The sequence below is a fragment of the Pseudothauera lacus genome (assembly GCF_003034845.1).
Taxonomy (GTDB): Bacteria; Pseudomonadota; Gammaproteobacteria; order Burkholderiales; family Rhodocyclaceae; genus Pseudothauera; species Pseudothauera lacus.
In genome coordinates this window covers 47,180-70,226 of the sequence record NZ_PZKC01000004.1, presented here as the reverse complement: position 1 = coordinate 70,226, position 23,047 = coordinate 47,180, and the positions used below count along the sequence as shown (strand labels likewise).

General features: G+C 67.0%; 19 protein-coding genes and 1 tRNA gene. 6 read left to right on the top strand and 14 right to left on the bottom strand.

Translation table 11 applies throughout. The features are described 5' to 3' along the window. The first annotated feature begins 9 nt into the window (after positions 1–9). Positions 10–100: transfer RNA gene (locus tag C8261_RS05840), tRNA-Ser, on the top strand. Between the two features lie 85 nt (positions 101–185). Here C8261_RS05840 and C8261_RS05835 read toward each other — a convergent pair. The 7 genes from C8261_RS05835 to C8261_RS05805 form a co-directional block, all read right to left on the bottom strand. Further along, positions 186–3,416: a type I restriction endonuclease subunit R gene (locus tag C8261_RS05835; RefSeq protein ID WP_107492735.1), complete on the bottom strand. Its 3,231-nt coding sequence runs from the start codon at positions 3,414–3,416 to the stop codon at positions 186–188. A gap of 178 nt (positions 3,417–3,594) precedes the next feature. Further along, positions 3,595–4,557, bottom strand: a complete 963-nt coding sequence (locus tag C8261_RS05830; protein WP_219905150.1) for an Abi family protein — start codon at positions 4,555–4,557, stop codon at positions 3,595–3,597. Positions 4,558–4,598: 41 nt separating this feature from the next. Then, the gene (rhuM, locus tag C8261_RS05825) at positions 4,599–5,582 is read right to left on the bottom strand and encodes a RhuM family protein (RefSeq protein WP_107492734.1); all 984 of its coding nucleotides are present in this window, start codon (positions 5,580–5,582) and stop codon (positions 4,599–4,601) included. Beyond that, positions 5,579–6,811, bottom strand: coding sequence for a restriction endonuclease subunit S (locus C8261_RS05820; protein WP_146161650.1), 1,233 nt, complete (start codon positions 6,809–6,811; stop codon positions 5,579–5,581). Before C8261_RS05820 ends, rhuM begins: the two co-directional genes overlap by 4 nt. 145 nt (positions 6,812–6,956) lie before the next feature. Then, the gene (locus tag C8261_RS05815) at positions 6,957–8,138 is read right to left on the bottom strand and encodes a Fic family protein (protein WP_219905149.1); all 1,182 of its coding nucleotides are present in this window, start codon (positions 8,136–8,138) and stop codon (positions 6,957–6,959) included. A 77-nt stretch (positions 8,139–8,215) separates the two neighbouring features. Further along, complete coding sequence (locus C8261_RS05810; protein ID WP_235864847.1) at positions 8,216–10,123, bottom strand: class I SAM-dependent DNA methyltransferase; 1,908 nt, start codon at positions 10,121–10,123, stop codon at positions 8,216–8,218. Positions 10,124–10,250: 127 nt separating this feature from the next. Next, on the bottom strand, positions 10,251–11,198 hold the full coding sequence (locus tag C8261_RS05805; RefSeq protein ID WP_107492955.1) for a hypothetical protein: 948 nt from the start codon (positions 11,196–11,198) through the stop codon (positions 10,251–10,253). A 207-nt stretch (positions 11,199–11,405) separates the two neighbouring features. On the opposite strand from C8261_RS05805, the gene C8261_RS05800 reads away from it, so the two are divergent. Further along, on the top strand, positions 11,406–11,789 hold the full coding sequence (locus tag C8261_RS05800) for a NifB/NifX family molybdenum-iron cluster-binding protein (RefSeq protein ID WP_107492732.1): 384 nt from the start codon (positions 11,406–11,408) through the stop codon (positions 11,787–11,789). Between the two features lie 63 nt (positions 11,790–11,852). Here C8261_RS05800 and C8261_RS05795 read toward each other — a convergent pair whose 3' ends face one another. Together C8261_RS05795 and C8261_RS05790 are read right to left on the bottom strand one after the other, a co-directional pair. Next, positions 11,853–12,836, bottom strand: a complete 984-nt coding sequence (locus C8261_RS05795) for an SLAC1 anion channel family protein (protein WP_107492731.1) — start codon at positions 12,834–12,836, stop codon at positions 11,853–11,855. Positions 12,837–12,854: 18 nt separating this feature from the next. Then, entirely contained in the window at positions 12,855–13,283 is a 429-nt protein-coding gene (locus C8261_RS05790; protein ID WP_107492730.1) for a DUF2141 domain-containing protein, read from the bottom strand. Positions 13,284–13,554: 271 nt separating this feature from the next. On the opposite strand from C8261_RS05790, the gene C8261_RS05785 reads away from it, so the two are divergent. Then, positions 13,555–13,971 (top strand): hypothetical protein, encoded by a 417-nt coding sequence (locus C8261_RS05785; RefSeq protein WP_107492729.1) that lies wholly within the window; start codon positions 13,555–13,557, stop codon positions 13,969–13,971. 100 nt (positions 13,972–14,071) lie between these two features. Beyond that, on the top strand, positions 14,072–14,503 hold the full coding sequence (trxC, locus tag C8261_RS05780) for a thioredoxin TrxC (protein ID WP_107492728.1): 432 nt from the start codon (positions 14,072–14,074) through the stop codon (positions 14,501–14,503). A 123-nt stretch (positions 14,504–14,626) separates the two neighbouring features. On the opposite strand, the gene C8261_RS05775 is transcribed toward trxC, so the two are convergent. The 5 genes from C8261_RS05775 to C8261_RS05755 are packed head-to-tail and all read right to left on the bottom strand — an operon-like array spanning position 14,627 to position 20,864. Further along, positions 14,627–15,853, bottom strand: a complete 1,227-nt coding sequence (locus C8261_RS05775; RefSeq protein WP_107492727.1) for an NAD(P)/FAD-dependent oxidoreductase — start codon at positions 15,851–15,853, stop codon at positions 14,627–14,629. Beyond that, complete coding sequence (locus C8261_RS05770; protein ID WP_107492726.1) at positions 15,850–16,980, bottom strand: 2-aminoethylphosphonate--pyruvate transaminase; 1,131 nt, start codon at positions 16,978–16,980, stop codon at positions 15,850–15,852. Before C8261_RS05770 ends, C8261_RS05775 begins: the two co-directional genes overlap by 4 nt. A 27-nt stretch (positions 16,981–17,007) precedes the next feature. Beyond that, positions 17,008–18,711, bottom strand: coding sequence for a putative 2-aminoethylphosphonate ABC transporter permease subunit (locus tag C8261_RS05765; RefSeq protein ID WP_107492725.1), 1,704 nt, complete (start codon positions 18,709–18,711; stop codon positions 17,008–17,010). Between the two features lie 2 nt (positions 18,712–18,713). Then, a complete protein-coding gene (locus C8261_RS05760; RefSeq protein ID WP_107492724.1) occupies positions 18,714–19,787 on the bottom strand; it encodes a putative 2-aminoethylphosphonate ABC transporter ATP-binding protein in 1,074 nt (357 codons plus the stop codon). 48 nt (positions 19,788–19,835) lie between these two features. Next, on the bottom strand, positions 19,836–20,864 hold the full coding sequence (locus C8261_RS05755; RefSeq protein WP_107492723.1) for a putative 2-aminoethylphosphonate ABC transporter substrate-binding protein: 1,029 nt from the start codon (positions 20,862–20,864) through the stop codon (positions 19,836–19,838). Positions 20,865–21,097: 233 nt separating this feature from the next. Here C8261_RS05755 and C8261_RS05750 point away from each other — a divergent pair, with 233 nt between their 5' ends. Together C8261_RS05750 and phnA are read left to right on the top strand one after the other, a co-directional pair. Beyond that, positions 21,098–21,787: an FCD domain-containing protein gene (locus C8261_RS05750; RefSeq protein ID WP_107492722.1), complete on the top strand. Its 690-nt coding sequence runs from the start codon at positions 21,098–21,100 to the stop codon at positions 21,785–21,787. A 24-nt stretch (positions 21,788–21,811) separates the two neighbouring features. Further along, entirely contained in the window at positions 21,812–23,035 is a 1,224-nt protein-coding gene (gene phnA / locus C8261_RS05745; RefSeq protein WP_107492721.1) for a phosphonoacetate hydrolase, read from the top strand. Positions 23,036–23,047: the final 12 nt, after the last annotated feature.

Here is a 23,047-nt window from a genome sequence, read left to right as displayed (position 1 = left end):
GGCTTCCACGGACAGGTGGATGAGTGGTTTAAGTCGCACGCCTGGAAAGCGTGTTCAGGGTAATACCCTGACGCGGGTTCGAATCCCGCCCTGTCCGCCAGACACCCATGAAAAACGCGCCCCCTGGCGCGTTTTTCGCTTCCGACTGGCACGCGCCGTGGCATCCCCGCCACACTCGACGAAAGTCAGCACGCGCCTTCGCGCAACACCGACCACCCCGACGACAGCGCCTCGGCCTGCTGCAGCACCGTCTGCACCGCCGCGTCCTGCAGGTCGGGCGGGTAGCCGTACTTGCGCAGGATGCGCTTGACCAGCACCCGCATCCGCGCGCGGGCCGCTTCGCGGTGCGCCCAGTCCACCGTGACGTTCTCGCGCAGGCTCATCAGCAGTTCGTGGGCGATCAGCCGCAGCTTGTCGTCACCCAGCATCTGCACCGCGCTTTCGTTCTCGGCCAGCGCGTCGTAGAAGGCGATTTCCTCGTCGGACAGGCCGGACTCCTCGCCGCGTTGACGCGCCGCACGGATGTCCTTGGCGAGCGCGATCAGCTCCTGCAGCACCTCGGCGGTGGTGATGGCGTTGGCGTGGTAGCGCGCCACGGCGTCTTCCAGGCGCTCCGAGAACGCGCGGGTCTCGACCACGTTGGCTTTGCTGCGCGAGCGGATGCCGTCGTTGAGCAGTTTGCGCAGAGCCTCCAGCGCCAGGTTCTTCTTCTCCATCTGCTGCACTTCGGCGAGGAACTCGTCGGAGAGGATGGAGATGTCCGGGCTCTTGATACCCGCAGCGGCGAGGATGTCCACGATCTCGGTCGATACCACCGCGCGGCTGACGATCTGCTGGATTGCCAGCTCGCGCTCCTGCCGGGTCGCGCCGGAGGCGGTCGCGCTCTTCACCAGCGCGGCGCGGATGGCCTGGAAGAAGCCGACCTCCTCGCGGATCCGGCGGGCCTCGTCGGAGGCCGAGGCCAGCGCGAACGCCTTGGACAGCGCCAGCACCGCATCCTGGTAGCGGCGATGGACGTTCTTCTTGCCTTCCGGGGTCTTTTCGGCCGCGGCCAGCTTCTGCTGCAGGGCGAGTATCCACTCGATGGCGCCGGCCATCATGGCCAGGCGTTGCAGCGGCGTGCCGCCCAGCGCGGAGAGATAGTCGAAGCCGTGGTACATGTCGCGCACCACCTCGTACTTCTCCAGCAACACCGCGACCGCCTGGGCCTCGTCGACGCCGGTGTTCTCCTGGTCCTTCCGGGAATACTGCTGCAAGGCCGACTTGAGGCTTTGCGCGATGCCGATGTAGTCCACGATCAAGCCGGCCGGCTTGTCGCGGAACACCCGGTTCACCCGCGCGATCGCCTGCATCAGGCCGTGCCCCTGCATCGGCTTGTCCACATACATGGTGTGCATGCAGGGCGCGTCGAAGCCGGTCAGCCACATGTCGCGCACGATCACCAGCTTGAGCGGGTCCTGCGGGTCGCGCGCCCGCCTGGCGAGCAGATCGCGCCGCGCCTTGTTGCCGATGTGCGGCTGCCATCCGGCCGGGTCGGAGGCGGCGCCGGTCATCACGATCTTCACCGCACCGGCCTTGTCGTCGTCGCTGTGCCAGTCGGGGCGCAGCCGGATGATCTCGTCGTAGAGCTTCACGCAGATGCGCCGGCTCATGCACACCACCATCGCCTTGCCATCCAGCGCCGCGACGCGGTCCTCGAAGTGGGCGACCATGTCCTGCGCCACCAGCGCCAGGCGCTTGTCGCTACCCACCAGCGCCTCCACCGTGGCCCATTTCTGCTTGAAGCGCTCCTGCTCGGCCTCGGAGTCGTCCTCGGTCAGCGCATCGACCTCGGCGTCGATCTTCGGCTTCTCGTCCTCGTCCAGCTCGATGCGCGCCAGCCGCGATTCATAGTAGATCGGCACCGTGGCGCCGTCCTCCACCGCGCGGCTGATGTCGTACACGTCGATGTAGTGGCCGAACACCGCCGGGGTGTTCACGTCGTCCGCCTCGATGGGCGTGCCGGTAAAGCCGATGAAGGAGGCATTGGGCAGCGCATCGCGCAGGTACTTGGCGAAGCCGTAGGAGATCTCGCCGGTCTTCGCATCCACCTTGGCCTTGAAGCCGTACTGGCTGCGGTGCGCTTCGTCCGCAATCACCACCACGTTGCGCCGCGTGGTGAGCGGCTCGCCAAGCTCGCCGAACTTCTGCAGGGTGGTGAAGATCACCCCGCCGGAGGCCCGGTTCAGCAGCTTCTGCAAGTCCTCGCGGCTCTCGGCCTGCACCGGCGTCTGGCGGATCAGGTCGCGGCACATCGAAAAGGTGGCGAAGAGCTGGTCGTCCAGGTCGTTGCGGTCGGTGAGCACCACCAGGGTCGGGTTGGCCATCGCCGGGTGGCGGACCAGTTGCCCGGCGTAGAAGGCCATCAGCAGGCTCTTGCCGGAGCCCTGGGTGTGCCAGATCACCCCCGCGCGCCGGTCGCCCCTGGCTTGTGTCGCCACGGAAGGCAGTCCATAGTTCGCCGGGTCTTCGGCCACGCCCTGCACCGGCGCCGAAGCACGCAGGGTGGACGCCACCGCATGCCGCACCGCGTGAAACTGGTGATAGCCGGCGATGATCTTGGCCAGCCCCGCGCCGCCGCTTTTATCCAAAGTGTTGCCGAACACGGTGAAATCCCGCAGCAGGGACAACAGCCGGCCCTGCTCGAACACGCCCGCTATCAGCGTGGACAGTTCCGGCGCGCCCTTCGGCGCCACCGCGCTACCGTCGGTGGTGCGCCAGGGCATGAAGCGCTCCAGGTCGGCCGAGAGCGAGCCCACCCGCGCCGCGATGCCGTCGGAGGTCACCAGCAGCGCATTGCTGTGGAACAGCGCCGAAATCTGCTGCTTGTAGGTCTGCAACTGATTGAAGGCGCCCACCAGCGTAGCGTTGTCGCTGCCCGGCGCCTTCAACTCGATCACCGCCAGCGGCAGGCCGTTCACGAACACCACCACATCCGGGCGCCGCTTGTTCTGCCCGTTGATCACCACGAACTGGCTCACCGCCAGCCAGTCGTTGCGCTCAGGGTGATCGAAGTCGATCAGCGCCACCTTGCCGGCGGTGAGCGTGCCACGCTGCTCGCCTTCGGTCGCGTAGTACTCGACGTCCACGCCTTCGGTGATCAGCCTGTGCAGGCGGCGGTTCTCTTCCAGCAGCGCCGGCAGTTCGGACTGCATCAGCTTGCGCACGGCGTCCTGCCGCGCCTCGGCAGGCAGGCCGGGATTCAGGCGCGCCACCGCGTCCTCGAAGCGCTTCCTGAACACCACCTCGTCGTGGCTCTCGCGCTCCGGCTGCCTGCCGTCCGGGCCGACGACGTCATCCGAAACAACGGCATAGCCCAGCCCGAGCAACTGTTCCAGCAGCGCCTGTTCGACTTCGGCTTCGGAAAGAAACGCCATCAACTCGGCTCCTTGGTGGTGTGTTCCAGGACAGAAGCCAGCCGCGGGATCGATGCCGGCCATAACGCAGGATCAAGGAATACCTGGGGTGCGTCCTCGACTTGACCGCCGTAGCCGCCAGGGCTAAGATCCGCGGCAATACGACCGACGCCTCTGCACTCTGTGTACGCGTCGGTTTTCATTTGTGCGCCACCTGCCGCTTCCACAACGGCGATGTTTCCCAGCCAGGGAATGTCCCGAGTTCCGCTGTCGAAAAGACGACAGGAAACTCCTTCTCCAGCAGCTCCACAAACCGCTGCCCCCATCCCGAGTTGGGGCAGATCACGTTCAGCAAGCGCTGCATCAGGCAAAAGTAGAAGAACGGCCGGGCCTTGTTCAGTGTCACAGGCCAGCCGGCGGGGATGGGCGACAGCTCCAGCACGTTGATGTTCCACAGGCGGCTGTGATGTGCCGCCACATTGCGGATGAAGTTCAGGCTGCGCAGCCACTGCGCGAATGCGACGCCGTCGGGCGCTCCATACATGCTCGCGATGCTCTGCTGGTCCGCGTGCTGCATGCCTGCGAACAGTTTCGACAACAGGCCGAAATCCCAGACTTCGATGGCGGCCCAGATCGGCAGGGCACCGTACTGTTGCATGTGATGCGCGACGAACGGCTCCTTTCGGGCGCGTTGCAACATGGACTGATATTTGCCCAACCAAACCTGATGCTGTGTCTTGCCCTTGTCCGGCCCCTTGGTGATCTGCTTCTTCGTGAAGTTGCCATGCAGGCAGGCCGGATTCTCGTGCGCGCGCGCATCGCGTTGCCCGAGCAGGTGCGCCACATCCACACGCACGGCCATCTCGATACGCTCCAGCGCATCCAGGGCCAGCAGGCGCAGCTTCTTGTCGAACACATACAGCCGCACCACATCCTCGAAGCGGCTGCCCGGCACAAACGCATCCAGCCGCACGGCCTTGCCCTGCGCCTGCGATGCCACCGGGTCGATGACCCGCAGCGGATACCAGTAGCCACTCAACCGGTAGTACCCCAGGCGTTCCAGATAATCCAGCGCCGCCGCGCGATCATCCACATGCAGGCCGCGTGCTTGCAGTTGCTGCAATTGCTCAGGGAAGGAGAGCCAGGGCTTGAGAGGCTTCAAACCAGTGGTTCCTTACCAGTGCCGGACAGAAACGCCATCGCCTACGCCTCCTTCGTGCTGCCCGGCAGGGCGAGCATGTTCTCGATCAGGCGGATCATCACGTCCTTGTTCCTGGCGTCGGACTCCGCCACCAGCAGCGCCAGCGCCGCCAGGCCCACGTCGTTGATCACCGCTTCGCCGTTGCGGAGCAAGCGCCCGTTGCGCGCCAGGAAATCCACGAACAGAAAGGCCCCGCTGCGCTTGTTGCCGTCCGCGAACGGGTGGTTCTTGATGACGAAGTACAGCAGGTGCGCGGCCTTGGTCTCGACGCTGGGATAGGCCGGCTCACCGAACACGCTCTGGTCGAGATTGCCGAGCAGTGCGGCAAAGGCGTCGCCGCGCTCGCGCCCGAAGAGTTCGGACGCCTCGCCGCGCGCCATCAGGTCGGCCTTCAGCCGCGCGATGGCGGCCTGTGCCTCGTCAAGCCGAGGCAGCACCCCGCCCGGGCAACCCGCCGGGGCGGTCAGCAGCCCTTCGTCGTAGCGTTGCAGCCACAGGAAGGTGTGGGTGTAGCGCGCAATCACATCCACCAGCCCGCGGCCCTGCTCGGCGGTCAGCGCCTCGCCCGCGGCGGCCTTGCGGACCAGTTGCAGCGCGGCTTCCAGTTCGGCGGCATTCTTCTCGAAGCGTTCGCGGTCCAGGCTGTAGCCCTGCGTCAGATGCTCGCGCAGCACGAGGTTTGCCCACTGGCGGAAGCGGGTACCCTGGATGGACTTGACCCGGTAGCCGACCGAGATGATCACGTCGAGGCTGTAGAACTTCACCGGTTTGTCCGAGCCGGCAATGTGCAAATTTTGCACATTGCTTTTCTCGTCCAGCTCGCCATCGGCAAACACATTGCGGATGTGCTTGGTGATCACCGAGCGTTCGCGCCCGAACAGCAGCCCCACCTGCTCCTGCGTGAGCCAGACCGACTCCCGGTCCAGCCGCACCTCGACGCGGGCCTTGTCGCCCTCGTAGATGACGATCTCGGACGTGGGTTTCACAGGCCGCGCTCCTTGAGGAAGGCTTCCGCATCCGGCACGCGCAACTCGCCGGAGATGAGTTTGGGCAGCAGGGTGTCGCGGAGTTGGGCGAGCGTCGCAATCGCCTCGGCATTGGCCTTGATGCTCTTGAATGCCGGCGCGACAACGCGCGAGAAAGCGTCCCATACCGCTTCATTCGAGGGCGCCGCAATCTTGAATGCGGCCACTGAGTCAGCCTGAACACGCTGCCGACCGGAGGTGCCGGTCATGCTCCGGATGGCCTGCTCTCGAAAAGCCGCGTCGCGTGCCAGCAAGTACCCGAATTCCGGCGGCACGGAAGCCTTGGACCGCATCACGATGTACTCAGTGGAACCCCAGCCCACGGCGTCATCCGGCAGGCACTGGACAAACGCCGTCTTGCCGTTCTCCAGGCACGGCGTAATCCGGGCCAGCAGGGTGTCTCCGTTGCGAAAGCGCATGCCACTGCCGAACGGCCGCGATACCGGCGGCTCAGGCCAACTTCCTGACGTCGGGAGTGCGGCCATCTCGATATATGGTGCCTCCGTCCCCTTTCGCAAAGGCTCGGACGGGTTGAACTCGATGAGTTGGCTTGCCCGTGTGTATTCCCACCCCTCCGGGATCTCCCCCAACTCCGATTCGACGAGCCGGTCGGAAAAGAGGGCGTAGAGGTGCGCGGGCAGGCCGGGCAGCGATTGGCCGCGCTGCCAGCGGCCCTCCAGCTTGGCCCGCACCGGCTCGAAGTCCACGAACCACGCCTTGAACAAGGCACGGGCCATCGCCTCCAGCGTCTCGTTCGCCCGCCGGTTGAGTTCGATCTTGTCGTCCATCGTGCCGAGGATGTGGGCGATGGCGCGTTGTTCGGGGAGAGGCGGCACCGCAATGGGTAAGGCACGAATAGTGGGAAGATTCAGTCGCTCGGCGACACTTCCATCACGGTGACCATGAATGTGGGCGGCCATGACAGGAGAATTCAGCCAGTGGCGCAGAAATCGAAAGTCAAGCTTGCTCGCCAACGGCCGGATCAGGACCATCCGTTGTCCAAGGCAAACGCGCACTTTTTCAGGCACCTCAGCCGCGATACCGAAGTAGGTGCCTTCCCTGCTGTAAAGAAGATCACCGCGCCGCGGCAACGCCCTGACCGTTCGCTCTCTGAAGGTCTCCTCAGAAACGTGAGCTGCTTGCTCTGTACGGAATACACCCGTAATGATGTCTTGGGTGCGGACGACCAACGGGCCGGCGTCCACAAGCTTTGGGGTCGAGTGAGGACAATCGAATACACCCTCACAAAGATCGTCGAGTCGCCCCCATGACCACCCGGTCGGCAAGCACTCCAGTCCATGTGGAACATGCAGCGGCTTGGCAGCAGTGCCACGATCACCCGCCATACCCAATCTCCCCCTGTTCCTCAAACAGCCGCAGATACGGCTCGAACACGAACCGCCGGTTGCGCGCGTAGCCGGTGATCTCGCGCAGCAGGCCGATGCCTTCCAGCCGGTTGACGATCTGGTTGGCGCCGGCGGGGGTGAGGTTGAGCCAGTCGCGCACCGTGGCGACGGTAACGATGGGGTGGTCGAAAAGGCGGTCCATTACGCGCTGGCCGTTGGCTGCGGCGCGACCCAGCCCTTCGGTGATGCGGGTGCGGAAGGCTTCGCGCATGCGCAGGATGGCGGCGGCGGTCTGTGCGGCCTCGCGGCTGACGCAGACGATGCCTTCCAGGAAGAAGGCCAGCCAGCCTTCCCAGTCGCCGTTATCGCGCACCGCCTGCAGGCGCTCGTAGTATTCGCTGCGGTGCTGCTTGAAATAATGCGAAAGGTAGAGCACCGGCTTGTTGAGCAGTTGTTTTTCCGTAAGCAGGAAGGTGATGAGCAGGCGTCCCACGCGGCCGTTGCCGTCGAGGAAGGGGTGGATGGTTTCGAACTGGGCATGGGCCAGCCCCACCTGCACCAGCGGGGGCAGGCCGGCGCCGTTGTGCAGGAACTTCTCCAGGTCGGACAGGGCGGCCGGCACCTCGTGCGGCGGAGGCGGCACGAAGGTGGCGCTGGCCAGCGTGCAGCCGCCGGGCCCGATCCAGTTCTGGCTGGTGCGCAGTTCGCCCGGCGTCAGCCCCCCGCCGCGCACGCCCTGCATCAGTTCGGTATGAATCTCGCGGATCAGACTGACGGAGATCGGCAGCTCGGCCAGCCGCGCCAGACCGTGGTTCATGGCACGTACGTAGTTGGCTACTTCGTTCACGTCCCTGGGGGTATCGGGGTCGAACAGTTGTGCTTCGGCAGCCAGCAGGTTCTGCAGCGAGCTTTGCGTGCCTTCGATCTGGCTGGAGAGCACGGCCTCCTTGCGCACGTACATGAACACGAACAGGTCGGGATTGGGCAGCGTGAACACGGCGCCGTCCAGCCGCCCCAGGGCGTGGTCGGCCTCCGACAGACGCTCGCGCAGCGCACCGGAGAGATCCGGTGGCGGCTCCGGTGGCAGGGGCGCAGGGACGAAGGCCCGATAGCCGGTGGGCTGCTGCAGGTAACGGCCGGCCCGGAAGCGCATGGCGTGAGTTGCGTTCATCAAGGATAGTGTTCGATGCGTGAGTTAAACACAGCGTTTAATATAGAGAAAGATCTTAACCATATTCAACGCAGTGTTCAAAAGCCCAGCGCCTTGAGGTTGGCCTCAATCGCCGCATCCAGCCGGGCCGCTTCCGCCCGCTGCGCCCGCCACTGCGCCGACAGCCGCGCCATCTTCTCCTCGAAGGGCTCGCCGTCCTCCTCCTGTTCCGCCGCGCCGACGTAGCGCCCCGGCGTCAGCACGTGACCGTGCTTGCGGATCTCGTCCAGCGTGGCGGACTTGCAGAACCCAGGCAGGTCCGCGTACTCGCCGGCCGCCGCCTCGCCGCGCCAGGCGTGGTAGGTGTCGGCGATCTTCTGCACTTCCTCGTCGGTCAGCTCGCGCCGGGTGCGGTCCACCAGCACGCCCATCTTGCGGGCGTCGATGAACAGCACCTGGCCGCGGCGGTCGCGCAGGCCACCCGGCTTTCCATGCGCGGGGTTCTTGTTGCGCGCCAGGAACCACAGGCAGGCGGGGATCTGGGTGGAGTAGAAGAGCTGGCCGGGCAGCGCCACCATGCAGTCCACCACGTCGGCCTCGACCATGGCGCGGCGGATCTCGCCTTCGCCGGACTGGTTGGAGCTCATCGAGCCGTTGGCCAGCACCACGCCGGCGGTGCCGTTGATTGCCAGGTGGTGGTAGATGTGCTGCAGCCAGGCGTAGTTGGCGTTGCCCACCGGCGGCGCGCCGAACTTCCAGCGCGGGTCTTCGCGCAGGCGGTCGCCGCCCCATTCGGAGATGTTGAACGGCGGGTTGGCGAGGATGAAGTCGGCCTTGAGGTCGCGCAGTTCGTCCTTGTGGAAGCTGCCTTCGTTGTTCCAGCGGATGTCGGAATCGATGCCGCGCACCGCCAGGTTCATCTTGGCCAGTCGCCAGGTGGTGTAGTTGGATTCCTGCCCGTAGATGGCGATGTCGCCGATGCGCCCGCCGTGCTCCTGCACGAACTTTTCCGACTGCACGAACATGCCGCCCGAGCCGCAGCACGGGTCGTACACCCGGCCGGCGACGCCGCGCGCGGGGTCGGGCAGCGGTTCGAGCATCTCGACCAGCACGCGCACCACCGAGCGGGGGGTGTAGAACTCGCCGCCGCGCTTGCCTTCGGCGCCGGCGAACTGGCCGAGGAAGTACTCATACACCCGGCCAAGGACGTCCCTGGAGCGGTCGCCGGCCTCGCCCAGCGCGATGCCGGAGATGAGGTCGATGAGCTCGCCCAGCATCACCTTGTTGAGCGCGGGGCGGGCGTAGTCCTTGGGCAGCACGCCCTTGAGCGATTCGTTGTCCTTCTCGATGGCGCGCATGGCCTCGTCGATCAGGCTGCCGATGGTGGGTTGCTTGGCGCTGGCCTGCAGGTGCGACCAGCGCGCCTCCCTGGGCACCCAGAACACGTTGTCGGCGAGGTATTCGTCCTTGTCCTCGGCGGCCTGCGGGTCTTCGGCGAGCAGCGCGGTGTGCTTGGCCTCGAAGGCGTCGGAGATGTATTTCAGGAAGATGAGCCCGAGCGCGACGTGCTTGTAGTCGGAGGGCTCCATATTGCCGCGCAGCTTGTCGGCGGCCTTGAAGAGTTCGGCCTCGAAGCCGAGGCTGCCGCCGTTGGCGTTTCTGCCGCTGTTGCTGGTCTTGCTGGTCTTGCGTTGTGCCATCGTGGTCTTGTCTTGGGGTTGAACGGTTTGCGCCGCGCGCACCGGCTCGCCGGCCAGGGGCGGTGCGATTGCGTCGGTGGCCTGCGCGCGGCGCACCGAACCGCCGCGCCCCTGCCCTTTCAGCAGCACGCCCTCGTCCACCAGGGCGCCGTGGGCCTGCCAGTAGTCATCCTCGCCGATCGACAGCCCCTCGGACTGCAGCAGGGCTTCGATCTCGCGGCGCAGCGCGGTGTTGCCGATGGTGGAACCGTCGGCGGGCACGATGGAGAACATCGCGCGCTTGACGCGATCTTGCAGGCTGGGCACGGAAAGGACTCCCTGGACGTCTTGTACGCTGCCAATGAAGGCAGCTTTGGGGGTCGATTATGGCGTGCGGGGGCTGCATCTGTCATGCCGGCACAGGCGCCCGGTCGCTGCAGAGGCGCTGACCGGGCTAGACCGCCGCCCCTCTGTCGGGCTGCACGGGCAGCAGGCGCGCCAGCAGCGCGGTGACCACCACGGCAAAGAGCAGGCGCGCCCACAGGATGGCGGACAGGTCCGCGCCCATCAGCAGGATCAGCAAGGTGTCCTCGATGACGCTGTGACAAAGACCGAGAAAGCTCATCGCGAGGAAGACATCGCGCCGCGACAGCGCGCCCGAACGCGCCTCGCGGATCAGCAGCCCGGCGCCGAAGGTAAGCCCCAGGGTGGCGCCGATGATGGTGATGTTGCCGGCCTCACGGCCGACGCCGATCAGGCGCAGCAGGGGCGCCAGCAGCCAGTGCATGAGACGCTCGACGCCGATCGCACGCAACACGCGCAGCAGGGCCATCAGCGCGGCGATGACGAAGAACACCACGATCAGCATCAGGAGCTGGTCGTGCACCCACTGCCCCAACGACGCGCTGCCGCCGGCCGGTGGCGTCCACAGCATGCGCGCGGGTTGCTGCAGGGTGGCGGTAGCGCCGTAGAGCAGGTTGAGCACGGCGCCGAGAGCGAGCGCGCCGCCGAAGCGCAGCGCCAGCGTAGCCCCCCAGCCTACCCCGGTGGCGCGCGCCACCGCGCCTTCGACGGGCAGCGAGTGGGCGACCAGGATCATGCTGCCGAGCACGCTGACCTGGGCGACGCTGAGCGAGGCTTGCGCGCCCAACTCCACATAGACCGCCAGCGCAGTGTAGATGTTGGTGAGCATCGCCGCTGCCCACACGATACCCATCGCATCGGGCAGGCCGACGAGGGTCATCAGCGGCGACAGCGCCAGGGCCAGCCAGGCCGTGGCCCCGGCCATCTCCAGCGCCTTGACCACCACCAGCGCCGGCACCATCACCCGCAACAGGCTCAGATACACGCCGCCGACATCGCGCCCGAAGGCCCGCGCGCCGCCGATCAGACGCTCAGGCATGGTCACCACCGCAGCACATCCTGAGGTTGCAGAAGCACTTCTCCCCCTTGGCAGTCACGACACTGCCATTTCCGTCAGCACACCGCCACACGCTGCCACAGCGGCAGCCTGCCGACAGCATACCACCGCGCCGCTGCACGCCCTGCGGCCCGCCCCGGGCTGGCCCGCTTCTTGAAAGGACATCTGTCCCAACACAGGAGTCAACGCATGAAGATCGCCGTAAGCAGCCAGAACTTCCGCACCATCACCGCACATGCCGGCAAGAGCCGGCGCTTCCTGCTCTTCGATGCGACCACGCCGTGCTCGCCACAGGAATGCGAACGCATCGAACTGGCCGCGGAGATGGTCTTTCACAACTTCCGCGGCGGGCCTCATCCGCTCGACGGCGTCGCCGCCATCCTCACCGCGAGCGCCGGTGGCGGCTTCGTCGCACGCATGGCCGCGCGCGGCACCGAGGTGGTGGTGTGTGAAGGCAGCGACCCGCGCAGCGCCGTGCGCGATTACCTGAGCGGGCTGCTCAAGCCTGCCGTCGTCACCTGCCATGACCATGACCATGGCCACGACGGCGACGGTCACGCCTGCTGCGCATGAAAGACGAGGCCGCGACCTTGACGGTCGCGGCCTCGCGCTGACGCATCACCTCGCGGTACAGGATCACTCAGGCACGCAGATACGCCCCTGCCAGGCCGCGCGCAGGGTGTTGAGCACCAGCAGCGCGAGCACGGCGCTGAGGGCGGTCAGCAGCACCCAGGCCAGCACGGTGTAGAACGGCGCCGGGTTGCGCGCGCCCATCTCGAAGGTGGCCAGCGTCATCGCCGCGAGAGGGAAGGAATATGCCCACGCGGAGATGAAGAAGGGCAAGCGGAAGAAGCGCAGCGCGTTGCTGGCCAGCAGCAGGGTCAGGAACAGGGCGGTGAAGTACAGCACGCGGGCAAAGCCATCGACCGTGCCGGTCAGCGCCAGGTAGGAGAGAAAACCCACCGCCGGCGGCGCGATGAGGATGAACAGCGTGGGGGTCAGGCGCGCCGGCAGCGGCTCATGGAAGAACAGGCGGTACATCACGATGGTCATCAGTACCAGCCAGAACACCAGGCCGATGCTGAAGAAGAACCAGCTGATGTCGACCGGGGCGACATGCACGCCGGCAACCGGCACCAGGATGTTGCCGACCACGGGGATGAACCACGCCGGATTGGCGTGCTTGATCTCGTAGTGGGTGTGATGGATCCAGCCACTCATCGCCCACAGGGTGAAGGCGAGATGCAGGGCCGCACCCGCGGTCCACATCCACCCCGCGAGCACGGGCGCGGCGGGCAGCCAGGCGGTCGCGAGCAGCAACAGCCCGATGGAGATCGCCGGGAAGAAGTTCAGCCGCACCGGGTGGCGGCGCTCGGCGGCCACCTCGCCGGGGTGGCGCAGCAACTTGGCGGCGTACATGAACAGCAGGAACACGTACAGTGCGCTTGCCGCCCAGCGCAGCAGTTCGCCGACACCCAGCGGCATGCCGCCGAGATGGTGAGCCTTGAGCCAGGCCAGGGTCAGACCGGCCATGCCCATGACGGTGGAGAACAGCGCCACGGGGAAGTGAGCCAGGCGGCCGGCCTGGTCGCCATGCGGAGATGCGAGGGTGGAATCCATGGGAACAGGGTCCTGCAGTCAGTAACGGATCTGGATGTCGATCGGCCCGGCGGACTCGCCGCCGACTTCGAAAGCGCTGTCGGCAAAGGCTGGCGGACCCGACACCGCAGGATTGCGCGACAGCCCGTAACCCTCGGTGGGAAACATGCCGAAGCGCCGGTTCAGTGCGCCGTTGCCATCCTCGTCATGGTAGGCCATCACCGCATAACTGCCCGCCGGCAGACCTTCGAAGCGTACGCTGACGGTGCCCGCCAGCGCGGCGGTGTCGATCAGCGCATAGGCCTGCTCTTCCTTGCGGAAGCTGCGCGGCTCCGAGTACAGGCCGACGCGCACGCTGCCACGCTCATGCTGCACGCCGTGCAGCCTTACCTCCAACACGTGACCGTTGCCCTGCGCCGCGGCGCTTCCGCCCAGGGCGAGCAACATCACCATCAAATGGCTCTTCATTCCGACCTCTTGCGACAGATATGCCGGAAACTATAAGTACGCACTAATATTAATCCCAATAGTTAATAGCTTTCAAGGCGATAGCCATCATTGATTGATGTGCCACTGCCTGCCATCGCGCCATCATACTGCCAGGACTGTCTGCCAATGGCAGACGAGCACCCCGAACGATCGAAGCAAGTTACTGTATTCATTGAACTATCAAGTTGCGTCATAACTGGCACGAAGCTTGTATGTCCCCGGCACCCCCTACTCCAACAGAGAGAACACAATGAAGAAAACCCTCGTCGCCCTCGCGCTCGCCGCTGTCACCGGCGTGGCCAGTGCCGAACCCCAGGCAGTCACCGTGGTCCTCAGCTCGGGCAGCACCATGACCCAGGGCATGGCCATGGTGCTGGCCAATCAGATGCAGGAACAAGGCGCCCAGGTCGACATCCTGCTGTGCGACCGCGCCGGAGACCTGGCTCTGCGCGAAGCCGGCGGCGAGGCCCTCAAGCCCAACAACGTGACCCCCGCGCAACTGCTCGACGCCGCGCTGAAGAAAGGCGCCCGCGCCTCGGTATGCGCCCTCTACCTGCCCAACACCGGCCGCACCCCGGCCAGCCTGAAGGACGGCATCACGGCGGCGCGCCCGGACGCCATGGGCGCCGCCCTGCTTGAAGGGCAGCGCAAGGTCATCGCCTTCTGAAAGGAACGCGGCGCAGCTTGAAATCGGCTGCGCAGACCGGATATCGGGGACAGCCGCCGCAACTGGCGACGGCTGTCCACCCATCCCGCGGAGTCCGCCCATGAGCACCACCCACCTCGTCTGCCCGCACTGCCACGCCGTCAACCGCCTGCCCAGCGCACGCCTGGGCGAACGACCCAACTGCGGCCAGTGCGGCCAGGCACTGTTCACCGGCTCAGCGCTGGCCCTCGATACCGCGAGTTTCGCCAAGCACCTGACGCGCAACGACATTCCCCTGCTGGTCGATTTCTGGGCGCCGTGGTGTGGCCCCTGCAAGGTCATGGCGCCGCAGTTCGCCCAGGCCGCCACCCTGCTTGAACCACAGCTGCGCCTGGCCAAGGTGGATACCGAGGCCGAGCCGCAACTGGGCGCCCAGTACGGCATCCGCAGCATCCCCACGCTGGCGCTCTTCGTCGGCGGACGCGAGCGCGCCCGCCAGGCTGGCGCCATGGCGGCGCAGGACATCGTGCACTGGGTGCGCAGCCAGCTCTGAGCGCACCTGCTCAAGCTCCACAATCAATTACGCCGCACCGTTCGCCCTGAGCCCTTCGGCTGCACTCAGGACAGGCTTGCCGAAGGGCGACTGCCGGCAGTGCACTTGCGGGCTTGCACAGGCTCAGCCCGAACGCTTGGCCGAACGCTGCGCGGCACAGCGCGCGAGCAACTCCGGCGCGAAGGGGTCACAGTAGCCGAGGCGGTCGGGGCGATGCGGGGCGGGGTCGACGAAAGGCTCCTGCCCACGCACGAGTTCGCCCACCACCCGACCGATGCCGCCGCTGCAGGCAATCCCCGCACCGTTGCAGCCGCTGGCAACGAACAGGCCGGCAAGCCCGGCAAAGCCGCCCAGCACCAGATGCCCATCGACGGTATAGGTGGACGGGCCGCTGACGTGATGGGCGATACCGACCTCGTCGAGCGCAGGAAAGAAGGATCGCAGCGCCGGGGCACCCGCACTCAGGCTCTCCCAGCCCGCCGGGTCGGCGCCGTCGAAGACGAAGCCCGCCAGATCGGCTGGCAGGCGCCGCGCGTCGACCGCCACAGAGGACTCCTCGCGCAAGCCGAAGAGCAGCGCGCCCAGTTCGGGGCGCGCATAGGCACGCGCTTCCGGGATCACCGCAATCGGGGCTGCGCGCGGAAACAACGAATGCACCGCGGTGATCCAGTACTGGCTGCGTACCGGCGCCATCGGCAGGGCCAGCCCGAGCAGCGCGGGAAGCAAGGCCGCCCAGGCGCCGGCGGCATCGACCACCACGTCCGCGCCGATGTGCTCCCCTGCGCTGCTGCGCACGCCGGTCACGCGCGCGCCCTCGACAAGCACGGCAGCTAGCTCGAAGCCCGTCCGGCAGGCCACCCCGCGGCGCTGCGCGGCGCGCAGATAGGCACTGGCGAGCAGGTAGGGTTCAACGTACGCCTCAGCGGGAAAGAACAGCCGCCGCACACACGACGCCGCATCCAGCCACGGCAGGCGCGCCTGTGCATCGCTGGCGCCGAGGTTCTCCACGGCCACGCCCTGCGCGCGCATCGTCGCGGCCAGGCGATCGAGCGCTGCCACCGCATGGTCGCGCGCGACGTGTACGGCGCCGACTTCGGCAAGTCCGACATGTTCGCCGAAATCGGCCTCGAGCATGGCAATGTCGGCACGGGTCTGGCGCACCAGCGGCAGCAGGTTGAGGTTCTCGCGCGCCTCGCCGACCAGTGCCGCCGCCAGGCTGGTAGCCGCACCAGCCGGAGCGGCGCGCTCACACAGCAGCACGCGCTCGCCCTCGCCGGCGCAGGCCAGATGAAAGGCCACGGCAGCACCGATGATGCCGCCACCGACAATGACGATGTCGCGCCCGCTCACGTCTGCGCCGGGCGCCGGTCCTGCACCCCCATCTGTGCCAGCGCATCGCCGACGGCATGCACGGCCTGGACGATCTCGGCCTCACCGATGGCGCCGATGCAGCCGACGCGGAAGGTTTCGATGCGGGTCAGCTTGCCCGGATAGAGGATGAAGCCGCGCGCACGCACGGCTTCATAAAGACGCGCAAAGGTGTACGCGGGATCGCGCGGGGCGTGGAAGGTGACGATGATCGGGGCCTGGATCGCCGCATCGAGCAGGGGCGTGAGCCCGAGCGCCGCCATGGCCACCAGCAAGGCGTCGCAGTTGGCACGATAGCGCGCCAGCCGCGCCGCTTGACCGCCTTGCGCAGCGTACTGGTCAAGCGCAGCGTCGAGCGCGGCGACGACGTGGGTGGGCGGCGTGAAACGCCACTGTCCGGTGCGTTCCATGTACTGCCACTGGTCGTGAAGATCGAGCGACAACGAGCGCGAGCGCCCTTCGCTGGCCGCCAGCACGTCACCGCGCACGATCGCGAAGCCCATCCCCGGGGGTCCTTCGACGCACTTGCCGCTGGCCGCCACCAGGGCATCGAAACGGATCCTGCGCGCATCGATGGGCAAGGCGCCGAAGCTGCTCATCGCATCGACGAAGAGGGCACGACCGGCACGCTCGACCACCGCAGCGATTTCATCGAGCGGATTGAGGATGCCAGTGGAAGTCTCGCAGTGGATTGCGCCGACGTGGGTGATCTGCGGCTCCGCGGCAAGGCGTGCAGCGAGCGCAGCGACATCCACGGCACGGTCCTCGGCACACTCCAGCACGCTCACCGCCAGCCCCATCAGGCGCGCGGCGCGTGCCATGCGCGTGCCGTAGGCGCCGTTGACCAGCACCAGCAGGTGGCCCGCGGGCGGCACCAGGGTGCCGAGCACGGCCTCCACGGCAAAGGTGCCACTGCCCTGCATGGGCACGCAGACATGGCTGCCGGCGCCATTCACTACCGCCAGCAGGGCGGCACGCACGCGCGCGGTAATGGCGTTGAAGCCGGCATCCCAGGAACCGTGATCGCGCAGCATCGCGCAGCGGGTCGCCAGCGAGGTGGTCAGCGGGCCGGGGGTCAACAGGATGGGGTCGCGGTCATGGACGGGCATGATGGGCAGGGTACTTTGCAGGGGCGTTCACGGACGGGCCTGCCGCCATGCCTGGGTGCGGCGCAGCAGCAGATGGGAGAAGACGGCGTAGAGCAGGCAGACCAGCGTCGAAGTGGCAACGATGAGGGTGGCCATCGCCGCCGCGGGGCCGATCTCGCCGGCTTCATCGAGGTGGAGGATGGATACCGCCGCCGGCAGCGTGTGGGAGGCATAGATGAACACCAGCGCCGACACCGTGGTCATCGCATTGACGAACAGATAGCGGCCGATCTCCAGTACCGCCGGCAGGCACACCGGCAGGGTCACCCGCCACAGGGTCAGGAACCCCGACACCTTGAGCGACGCGGAGACCGCCTCGAACTCGCGGTCGATGGCCTTCAGCGCGGTCACCGCGGTGAGATGGCAGGACGAGTAGTAGTGCACCACGTTGGCCACCACCATGATCGCCATGGTCTGGTAGAGGCCGCCGAGCGGGTTGTCCGGCGCATTGAAGAAGATCACGTAGCCCAGCCCCAGCACCAGCCCCGGCACGCCCATCGGCAGCGCCGCCATCAGGCGCAGGAAGGGCCGCAGGACATCGGCGCCGCGGGTCTTCTCGAGCAGCCAGGCGGTGAAGAAGATGAAGGCGGTGCCCAGCAGCGCCGTCGCGGCAGCCATGCGCAGGCTGTTGTAGTAGGCGCTGATCACCCCCGCCTCGTCGAGGCCGAAGACGTAATGGCGCAGCGTGGGAGCGAGGTTGTACGGCCAGAAGGTGACGAAGGACGTGTAAACCGCCATCCCCAGCACCGCCAGCAGCAGCCCGGCGACCACCGTACAGTAGAACAGTCCGAGACCATCGCGCAGGCGCGCGGGGCGGGCCACGTAGGGCACCGCACGGGCGGTCAGCGCGGCCTGGGCGCGGCGCTGCATGCGCCAGTCCACAATGAAGGCGAACAGTGCCGGCAGCAGCAGGATGAGGCCCACCACGGCACCGCGGTTGAAGTTCTGCTGGCCGATGACCTGCTGGTAGATATCCACCGCCAGCATGCGGAAGTTGCCGCCGATGACCTTGGGAATGCCGAAATCGCTGATGGTGTAGGAGAACACCACCATCGCCGCCGAAATCAGGCCGTACTTCGCCCCCGGCAGGGTGACGGTGAGAAAGCGCCGCCAGCGCGACGCCCCGAGGGCATCGGCAGCTTCGTACAGGCGCCCGTCGGCATTGGCGAGCGCGGCGGTGAGGATCATCAGCGCATGGGGAAAGGTCGCATAGCTGGCCGAAAGGATGATCCCCGGCGCACCATATATCGACACCCCGCCCATCAGCACCTTCAGCGCGCCCTGGTTGCCAAACCACTGGATGAAGGCGATTGCCGCCACCAGCGAGGGGCCGAGCAGTGGTGACAGGCCAGCCAGACGCAGCAGGCTGCGCCCCGGCATGCAACTGCGCTGCAGCGCATAGGCAAAGGCAAAGGCCGCCGGCACGGTAATCAGCGTCACCGTTGCCGACACCCACAGCGAGTTCCATACCGACTCGGCCAGCCCCGGCATCTCCAGATAGGCGGCAAACTGCGCCAAACCGGCAAAGTTGCCCTCGCGGTCCTGCACCGCCAGCACCAGCATCGCTGCCAGCGGCGCGAGCAGGAACAGCGACAAGGCGGCGCACACCAGCACCAGCAGCCACTGGGCGAGACGCCCGTCGAGCTCGGCGAGCGCGGGCATGCGCCAGCGCGCGGCGTGATTGGCGGCCATCCTCACCCTTCTCCCGCGATCACGCGCAAATGACGGCGGTCCACGCCGACGCGGACGATGGCACCGGGGGGCAGTTCGGTGCCGTTGAGATAGTTCTGCGAAAACTGCGCGGTGAGCTCGACGCCCTCCATGCGGTCCGGCTTCATCACCACGGCGACGTGGGCGCCGAGGAACTCGACCTTGCGCACGTGGGCATAGAAACTGTTGGGAGCACTGTCGGTGACACCAAGCAGGGTGATGTCCTCGGGGCGCAGGTACAGGCGCACCGCCGCTCCCGGCGAAAGGTCCCTGGCCTGTTCGCAGTCCAGCACGTGCGGGCCGACCTGCACGCGGCCGCGTTCATGCACGGCTCCGTCGAGCACATTCACGCGGCCGATGAAGTCGGCCACGAAGGGCGTCGCCGGGGCGCGATAGACCTCACGCGGCGTACCCACCTGTTCGATGCGCCCATGGCTCATCACCACGATGCGATCGGCAACTGCCAGGGCTTCTTCCTGGTCGTGGGTGACCATCACCGTGGTCACTCCAAGCTTGTCCTGCAGGGCACGGATCTCGCCGCGCAGGCGCACACGTTCGAGTGCATCGAGTGCCGACAGCGGTTCATCGAGCAGCAGCAGCCCGGGGGCCGTCGCCAGCGCGCGCGCCAGCGCCACGCGCTGCTGCTGGCCACCGGAGAGTTGTGCCGGGTACTTGCCCTGGATGCCGGGCAGGCCGACCAGTTGCAGGAGCTCCTCGACGCGACGCGCCCGCGCGCTGCGATCGAAACGGCGGTTGTCGAGCCCGTAGGCGATGTTGTCGGCAACGCTGAGATTGGGAAAGAGGGCGTAGGACTGGAAGACGATGCCGAAATCGCGCGCCGCCACCGGCCACTGCGAGATGTCGTCGCCATCCTGCACGATGCGCCCGCTGTCCTGGCGGTCGAGACCGGCAATGGCCCGCAGCAGGGTGGTCTTGCCACAGCCCGAAGGGCCGAGGAAGACCACGAACTCGCCGCGCTCGATGCTCAGATCGACGCGATCGAGGGCAGTGAAGCGGCCGAAACGCTTGCTCAGCGCTTCAATGAGGAGATAGCTCATAAGCGTCGGGGGAGCAGGCCCTCCGGAATTGCCCGGAGGGCCCCTGCCTCACTTGGGCTCGGACTTGGTGGCGTAGCGCTTCTGCCACTCGGCGAGAATGGCGTCGCGATTGGCAGCCATCCAGGCGAAGTCGTTATTCACCAGACGCTGCTCGTAGTCGGCCGGCACGTGGGTGAGGCGGCTGGCAAAGCCAGGCACCGCAACCACCGCAAAGTTCTTCGCATAGAGCTGCATGGCATCGTCGCTGATCGCCCAGTCGAGGAGCTTGCGCGCCGCCTCGAGCTTCTTCGTCCCGCTGACGATGCCGGCCGCTTCCAGATCCCAGCCCAGGCCTTCACTGGGGTACACCACCTCGATCGGCGCACCCGATTCGCGCGTCGCGTTGGCACGGTATTCGAAGGAGATGCCCACCGGGAACTCGCCGGCACCGGCCATGCGGCAGGGCTTGGAGCCGGAGTGGGTATAGACCGCGATGTTGTCGTGGAGGCGGTCCATGTATTCCCAACCGGCCTGCTCGCCGAAGATCTGCAGCCAGGCGGTGACGTCGAAGAAGCCGGTGCCGGAAGAGGCCGGGTTGGGCATCACCACCTTGCCGCGGAACTCCGGACGGGTCAGGTCACGCCACGACTCGATCTTCGGCAGACCGAGCTTCTGCGCTTCCACGGTGTTGTAGCAGATCGCCGCTCCCCACACGTCCATCCCCACCCACTTCGGCGGGTTGGCCTGATCACGGTACTCGGCGCGCACACGTTGCAGGCCGGCCGGCGCATAGGGCTGCAGCAGCCCTTCGCGGTCGAACACCGCCATGCTCGAAGCGGCCACCCCCATCACCACGTCGGCCACCGGATTGGACTTCTCGGCGAGCAGCTTGGCGGTGATGATGCCGGTGGAGTCGCGCGTCCAGCGGATCTCGATGTCCGGATGGACCCTGTTGAAACCTTCCTGATAGGCCTTCAACTGGTCGGTCTCGAGGGCGGTGTAGACGTTAAGGGTGACCTTCTGCGCATGCGCGGGCAGCGCCAGGGCGCCGGCCACGCCGACTGCGGTCAGCAGTTGCAGCATCGTGCGTCGTTTCATGGTCTTGCTCTCCGTGATGATGGATGGATCCTCGGGTGTTCTCGCCCCGCGGCACCGCGGCAGAGCTTGCGCCGCGGCGGTTACCGATTTGTGGCAGGGCGGCCTGTAACCGCCGTGCAAACAAGCCCCGCTAAGCTGGACGCAGTCTAGATTTTGTTTATTGCATATTGTTGACAATCAACAATCACCCACGCCACCATCTGCAGCAACTTCCACCCGCCCCCATTGCCCCCATGGACACCACCTCCCCGGAAAGCCCCATCGCCATGCTGCAGCGCCTGTCGCTGCCCGGCCTGGTGACCGCCGAACTCGAACGCATGATCCTCGACGGCAGCCTGCTGCCCGGCGACAAGCTCAACGAGATGGCGCTCGCCGAGCGCCTCGGCGTCTCCCGCGGACCACTGCGCGAAGCTTTCCGCGCCCTGGAAGAGGCCGGCCTGCTGCGCCAGGAAAAGAACCGCGGCGTCTTCGTGCGCGAAATCGGCGCGGAAGAAGCTGCCGAGATCTTCGACGTGCGCGCCAGTCTTGAGGCGCTGGCCGCCCGCCAGCTCGCCGCGACCCGCCCGCCGGCGGCCATCGCACACCTGCAGCAGCTCCTCGGCGAACTCGCCGACGCCCACGCGCAGGCCGACGGCGACCGCTACCACGCCCTTAACCTGAAATTCCACGACACCCTCGTCGCCGCCGCCGGCAACCGCACCCTGAGCGCACTCTATCGCCGGCTGGTGAAGCAGATCGGTCTCTTCCGCCGCCTCAACCACCGCGATCCGGCCGTACTCGGCACTTCGCTTGACGAACACGGCCGCATCCTCGCGCTGATCATTGCCGGCGACAGCGCGGCCGCAGCCGTGGCCATCGAACGTCACGCCCTCGACAGCAAGGCGCGCATGCTCGCGCGCGCCCACGCCAGCCACCCCGCCTGAAGCCCCACCCACGGAGTTCCGACCTTGGACAACACCATCCTCGTCAATGGCCGCCCTTACCGCCTGCCCACCGCGCCGGTGGTGGTGGTGTGCATCGACGGCTGCGAACCGGCCTACCTCGACGCCGCCATCGCCGCCGGGCAGGCACCGTGGTTCGCCCGCCAGCGCGCCTCCGGCACCTGGCGCCAGGCCGATTGCGTAATACCCAGCTTCACCAATCCCAACAATCTCTCCATCGTCACCGGCGCACCGCCATCGGTACACGGCATCTGCGGCAACTACCTGTGGGATGCCGAGCGCGGCGAGGAAGTGATGATGAACGACCCGCGCTGGCTCACCGCGCCAACGCTGTTCCCGGCCCTGCAGGCCTCCGGATGCACGGTGGCGGTGATCACCGCCAAGGACAAGCTGCGTGCCCTGCTCGGCCACGGCATGGCGGGCGGCATCTGCTTCTCCGCCGAAAAGGCCGCAGCGGCCGATCTCGGCGCCTACGGCATCGACGACCTGCCAGCCTTCGTCGGACTGCCGGTGCCGTCGGTGTATAGCGCCGAGCTTTCGGAGTTCGTCTTTGCCGCCGGCGTGAAGCTGATGGAGAAGATCGCCCCGCAGGTGATGTACCTGTCGACCACCGACTACATCCAGCACAAGCACGCCCCCGGTGCCACGGCGGCAAACGCCCTCTACGCCGCCATCGACACCCACCTTGCCCGCCTCGACGCAATGGGCTGCATCGTCGCGGTGACCGCCGACCACGGCATGCAGGCGAAGCATGGTGCCGACGGCCGCCCTCAGGTCGCCTGGCTGCAGGACACCCTTGACGACGCCCTCGGTAACGGACGCAGCCGCGTCATCCTGCCCATCACCGACCCCTATGTGGTGCATCACGGCGCCCTCGGTTCCTACGCCACCGTCTATGTCGACGCCGGCGCCGTCGACGCCGCCGCCGCGGCCATCGCCGCGCTGCCACAGGTGGAAGCCGTGCTCACCCGCGCGCAGGCCGCGGCACGCTTCGAACTGCCGCCGGCGCGCATCGGCGACCTGGTGGTGCTTGCCCACGCCGACGCCGTCCTCGGCACCGCCGCCCGCCGCCACGACCTCAGCGCCCTGGACGCCCCTCTGCGCTCGCACGGCGGCCTCTCCGAGCAGCGCGTGCCGCTGCTGCTCAACCGCCCGTGCCCGAGCCTCGCGGCGGAGCGCGCGCTGCGCAACTTCGACGCTTTCGACCTCGCCCTCAACCACGCGGCCTGAGACCTCCCCGCC

What these genes read in the sequence shown, in the direction of transcription:
- C8261_RS05755 (WP_107492723.1), bottom strand. Translation starts at nt 20,864, where the DNA reads ATGAAACGACGCACGATGCTGCAACTGCTGACCGCAGTCGGCGTGGCC.
- C8261_RS05760 (WP_107492724.1), bottom strand. Translation starts at nt 19,787, where the DNA reads ATGAGCTATCTCCTCATTGAAGCGCTGAGCAAGCGTTTCGGCCGCTTC.
- C8261_RS05785 (WP_107492729.1), top strand. Translation starts at nt 13,555, where the DNA reads ATGAAGAAAACCCTCGTCGCCCTCGCGCTCGCCGCTGTCACCGGCGTG.
- C8261_RS05835 (WP_107492735.1), bottom strand. Translation starts at nt 3,416, where the DNA reads ATGGCGTTTCTTTCCGAAGCCGAAGTCGAACAGGCGCTGCTGGAACAG.
- C8261_RS05795 (WP_107492731.1), bottom strand. Translation starts at nt 12,836, where the DNA reads ATGGATTCCACCCTCGCATCTCCGCATGGCGACCAGGCCGGCCGCCTG.
- C8261_RS05800 (WP_107492732.1), top strand. Translation starts at nt 11,406, where the DNA reads ATGAAGATCGCCGTAAGCAGCCAGAACTTCCGCACCATCACCGCACAT.
- C8261_RS05770 (WP_107492726.1), bottom strand. Translation starts at nt 16,980, where the DNA reads ATGCCCGTCCATGACCGCGACCCCATCCTGTTGACCCCCGGCCCGCTG.
- trxC (WP_107492728.1), top strand. Translation starts at nt 14,072, where the DNA reads ATGAGCACCACCCACCTCGTCTGCCCGCACTGCCACGCCGTCAACCGC.
- C8261_RS05790 (WP_107492730.1), bottom strand. Translation starts at nt 13,283, where the DNA reads ATGAAGAGCCATTTGATGGTGATGTTGCTCGCCCTGGGCGGAAGCGCC.
- C8261_RS05765 (WP_107492725.1), bottom strand. Translation starts at nt 18,711, where the DNA reads ATGGCCGCCAATCACGCCGCGCGCTGGCGCATGCCCGCGCTCGCCGAG.
- C8261_RS05805 (WP_107492955.1), bottom strand. Translation starts at nt 11,198, where the DNA reads ATGCCTGAGCGTCTGATCGGCGGCGCGCGGGCCTTCGGGCGCGATGTC.
- C8261_RS05815 (WP_219905149.1), bottom strand. Translation starts at nt 8,138, where the DNA reads ATGAACGCAACTCACGCCATGCGCTTCCGGGCCGGCCGTTACCTGCAG.
- C8261_RS05750 (WP_107492722.1), top strand. Translation starts at nt 21,098, where the DNA reads ATGGACACCACCTCCCCGGAAAGCCCCATCGCCATGCTGCAGCGCCTG.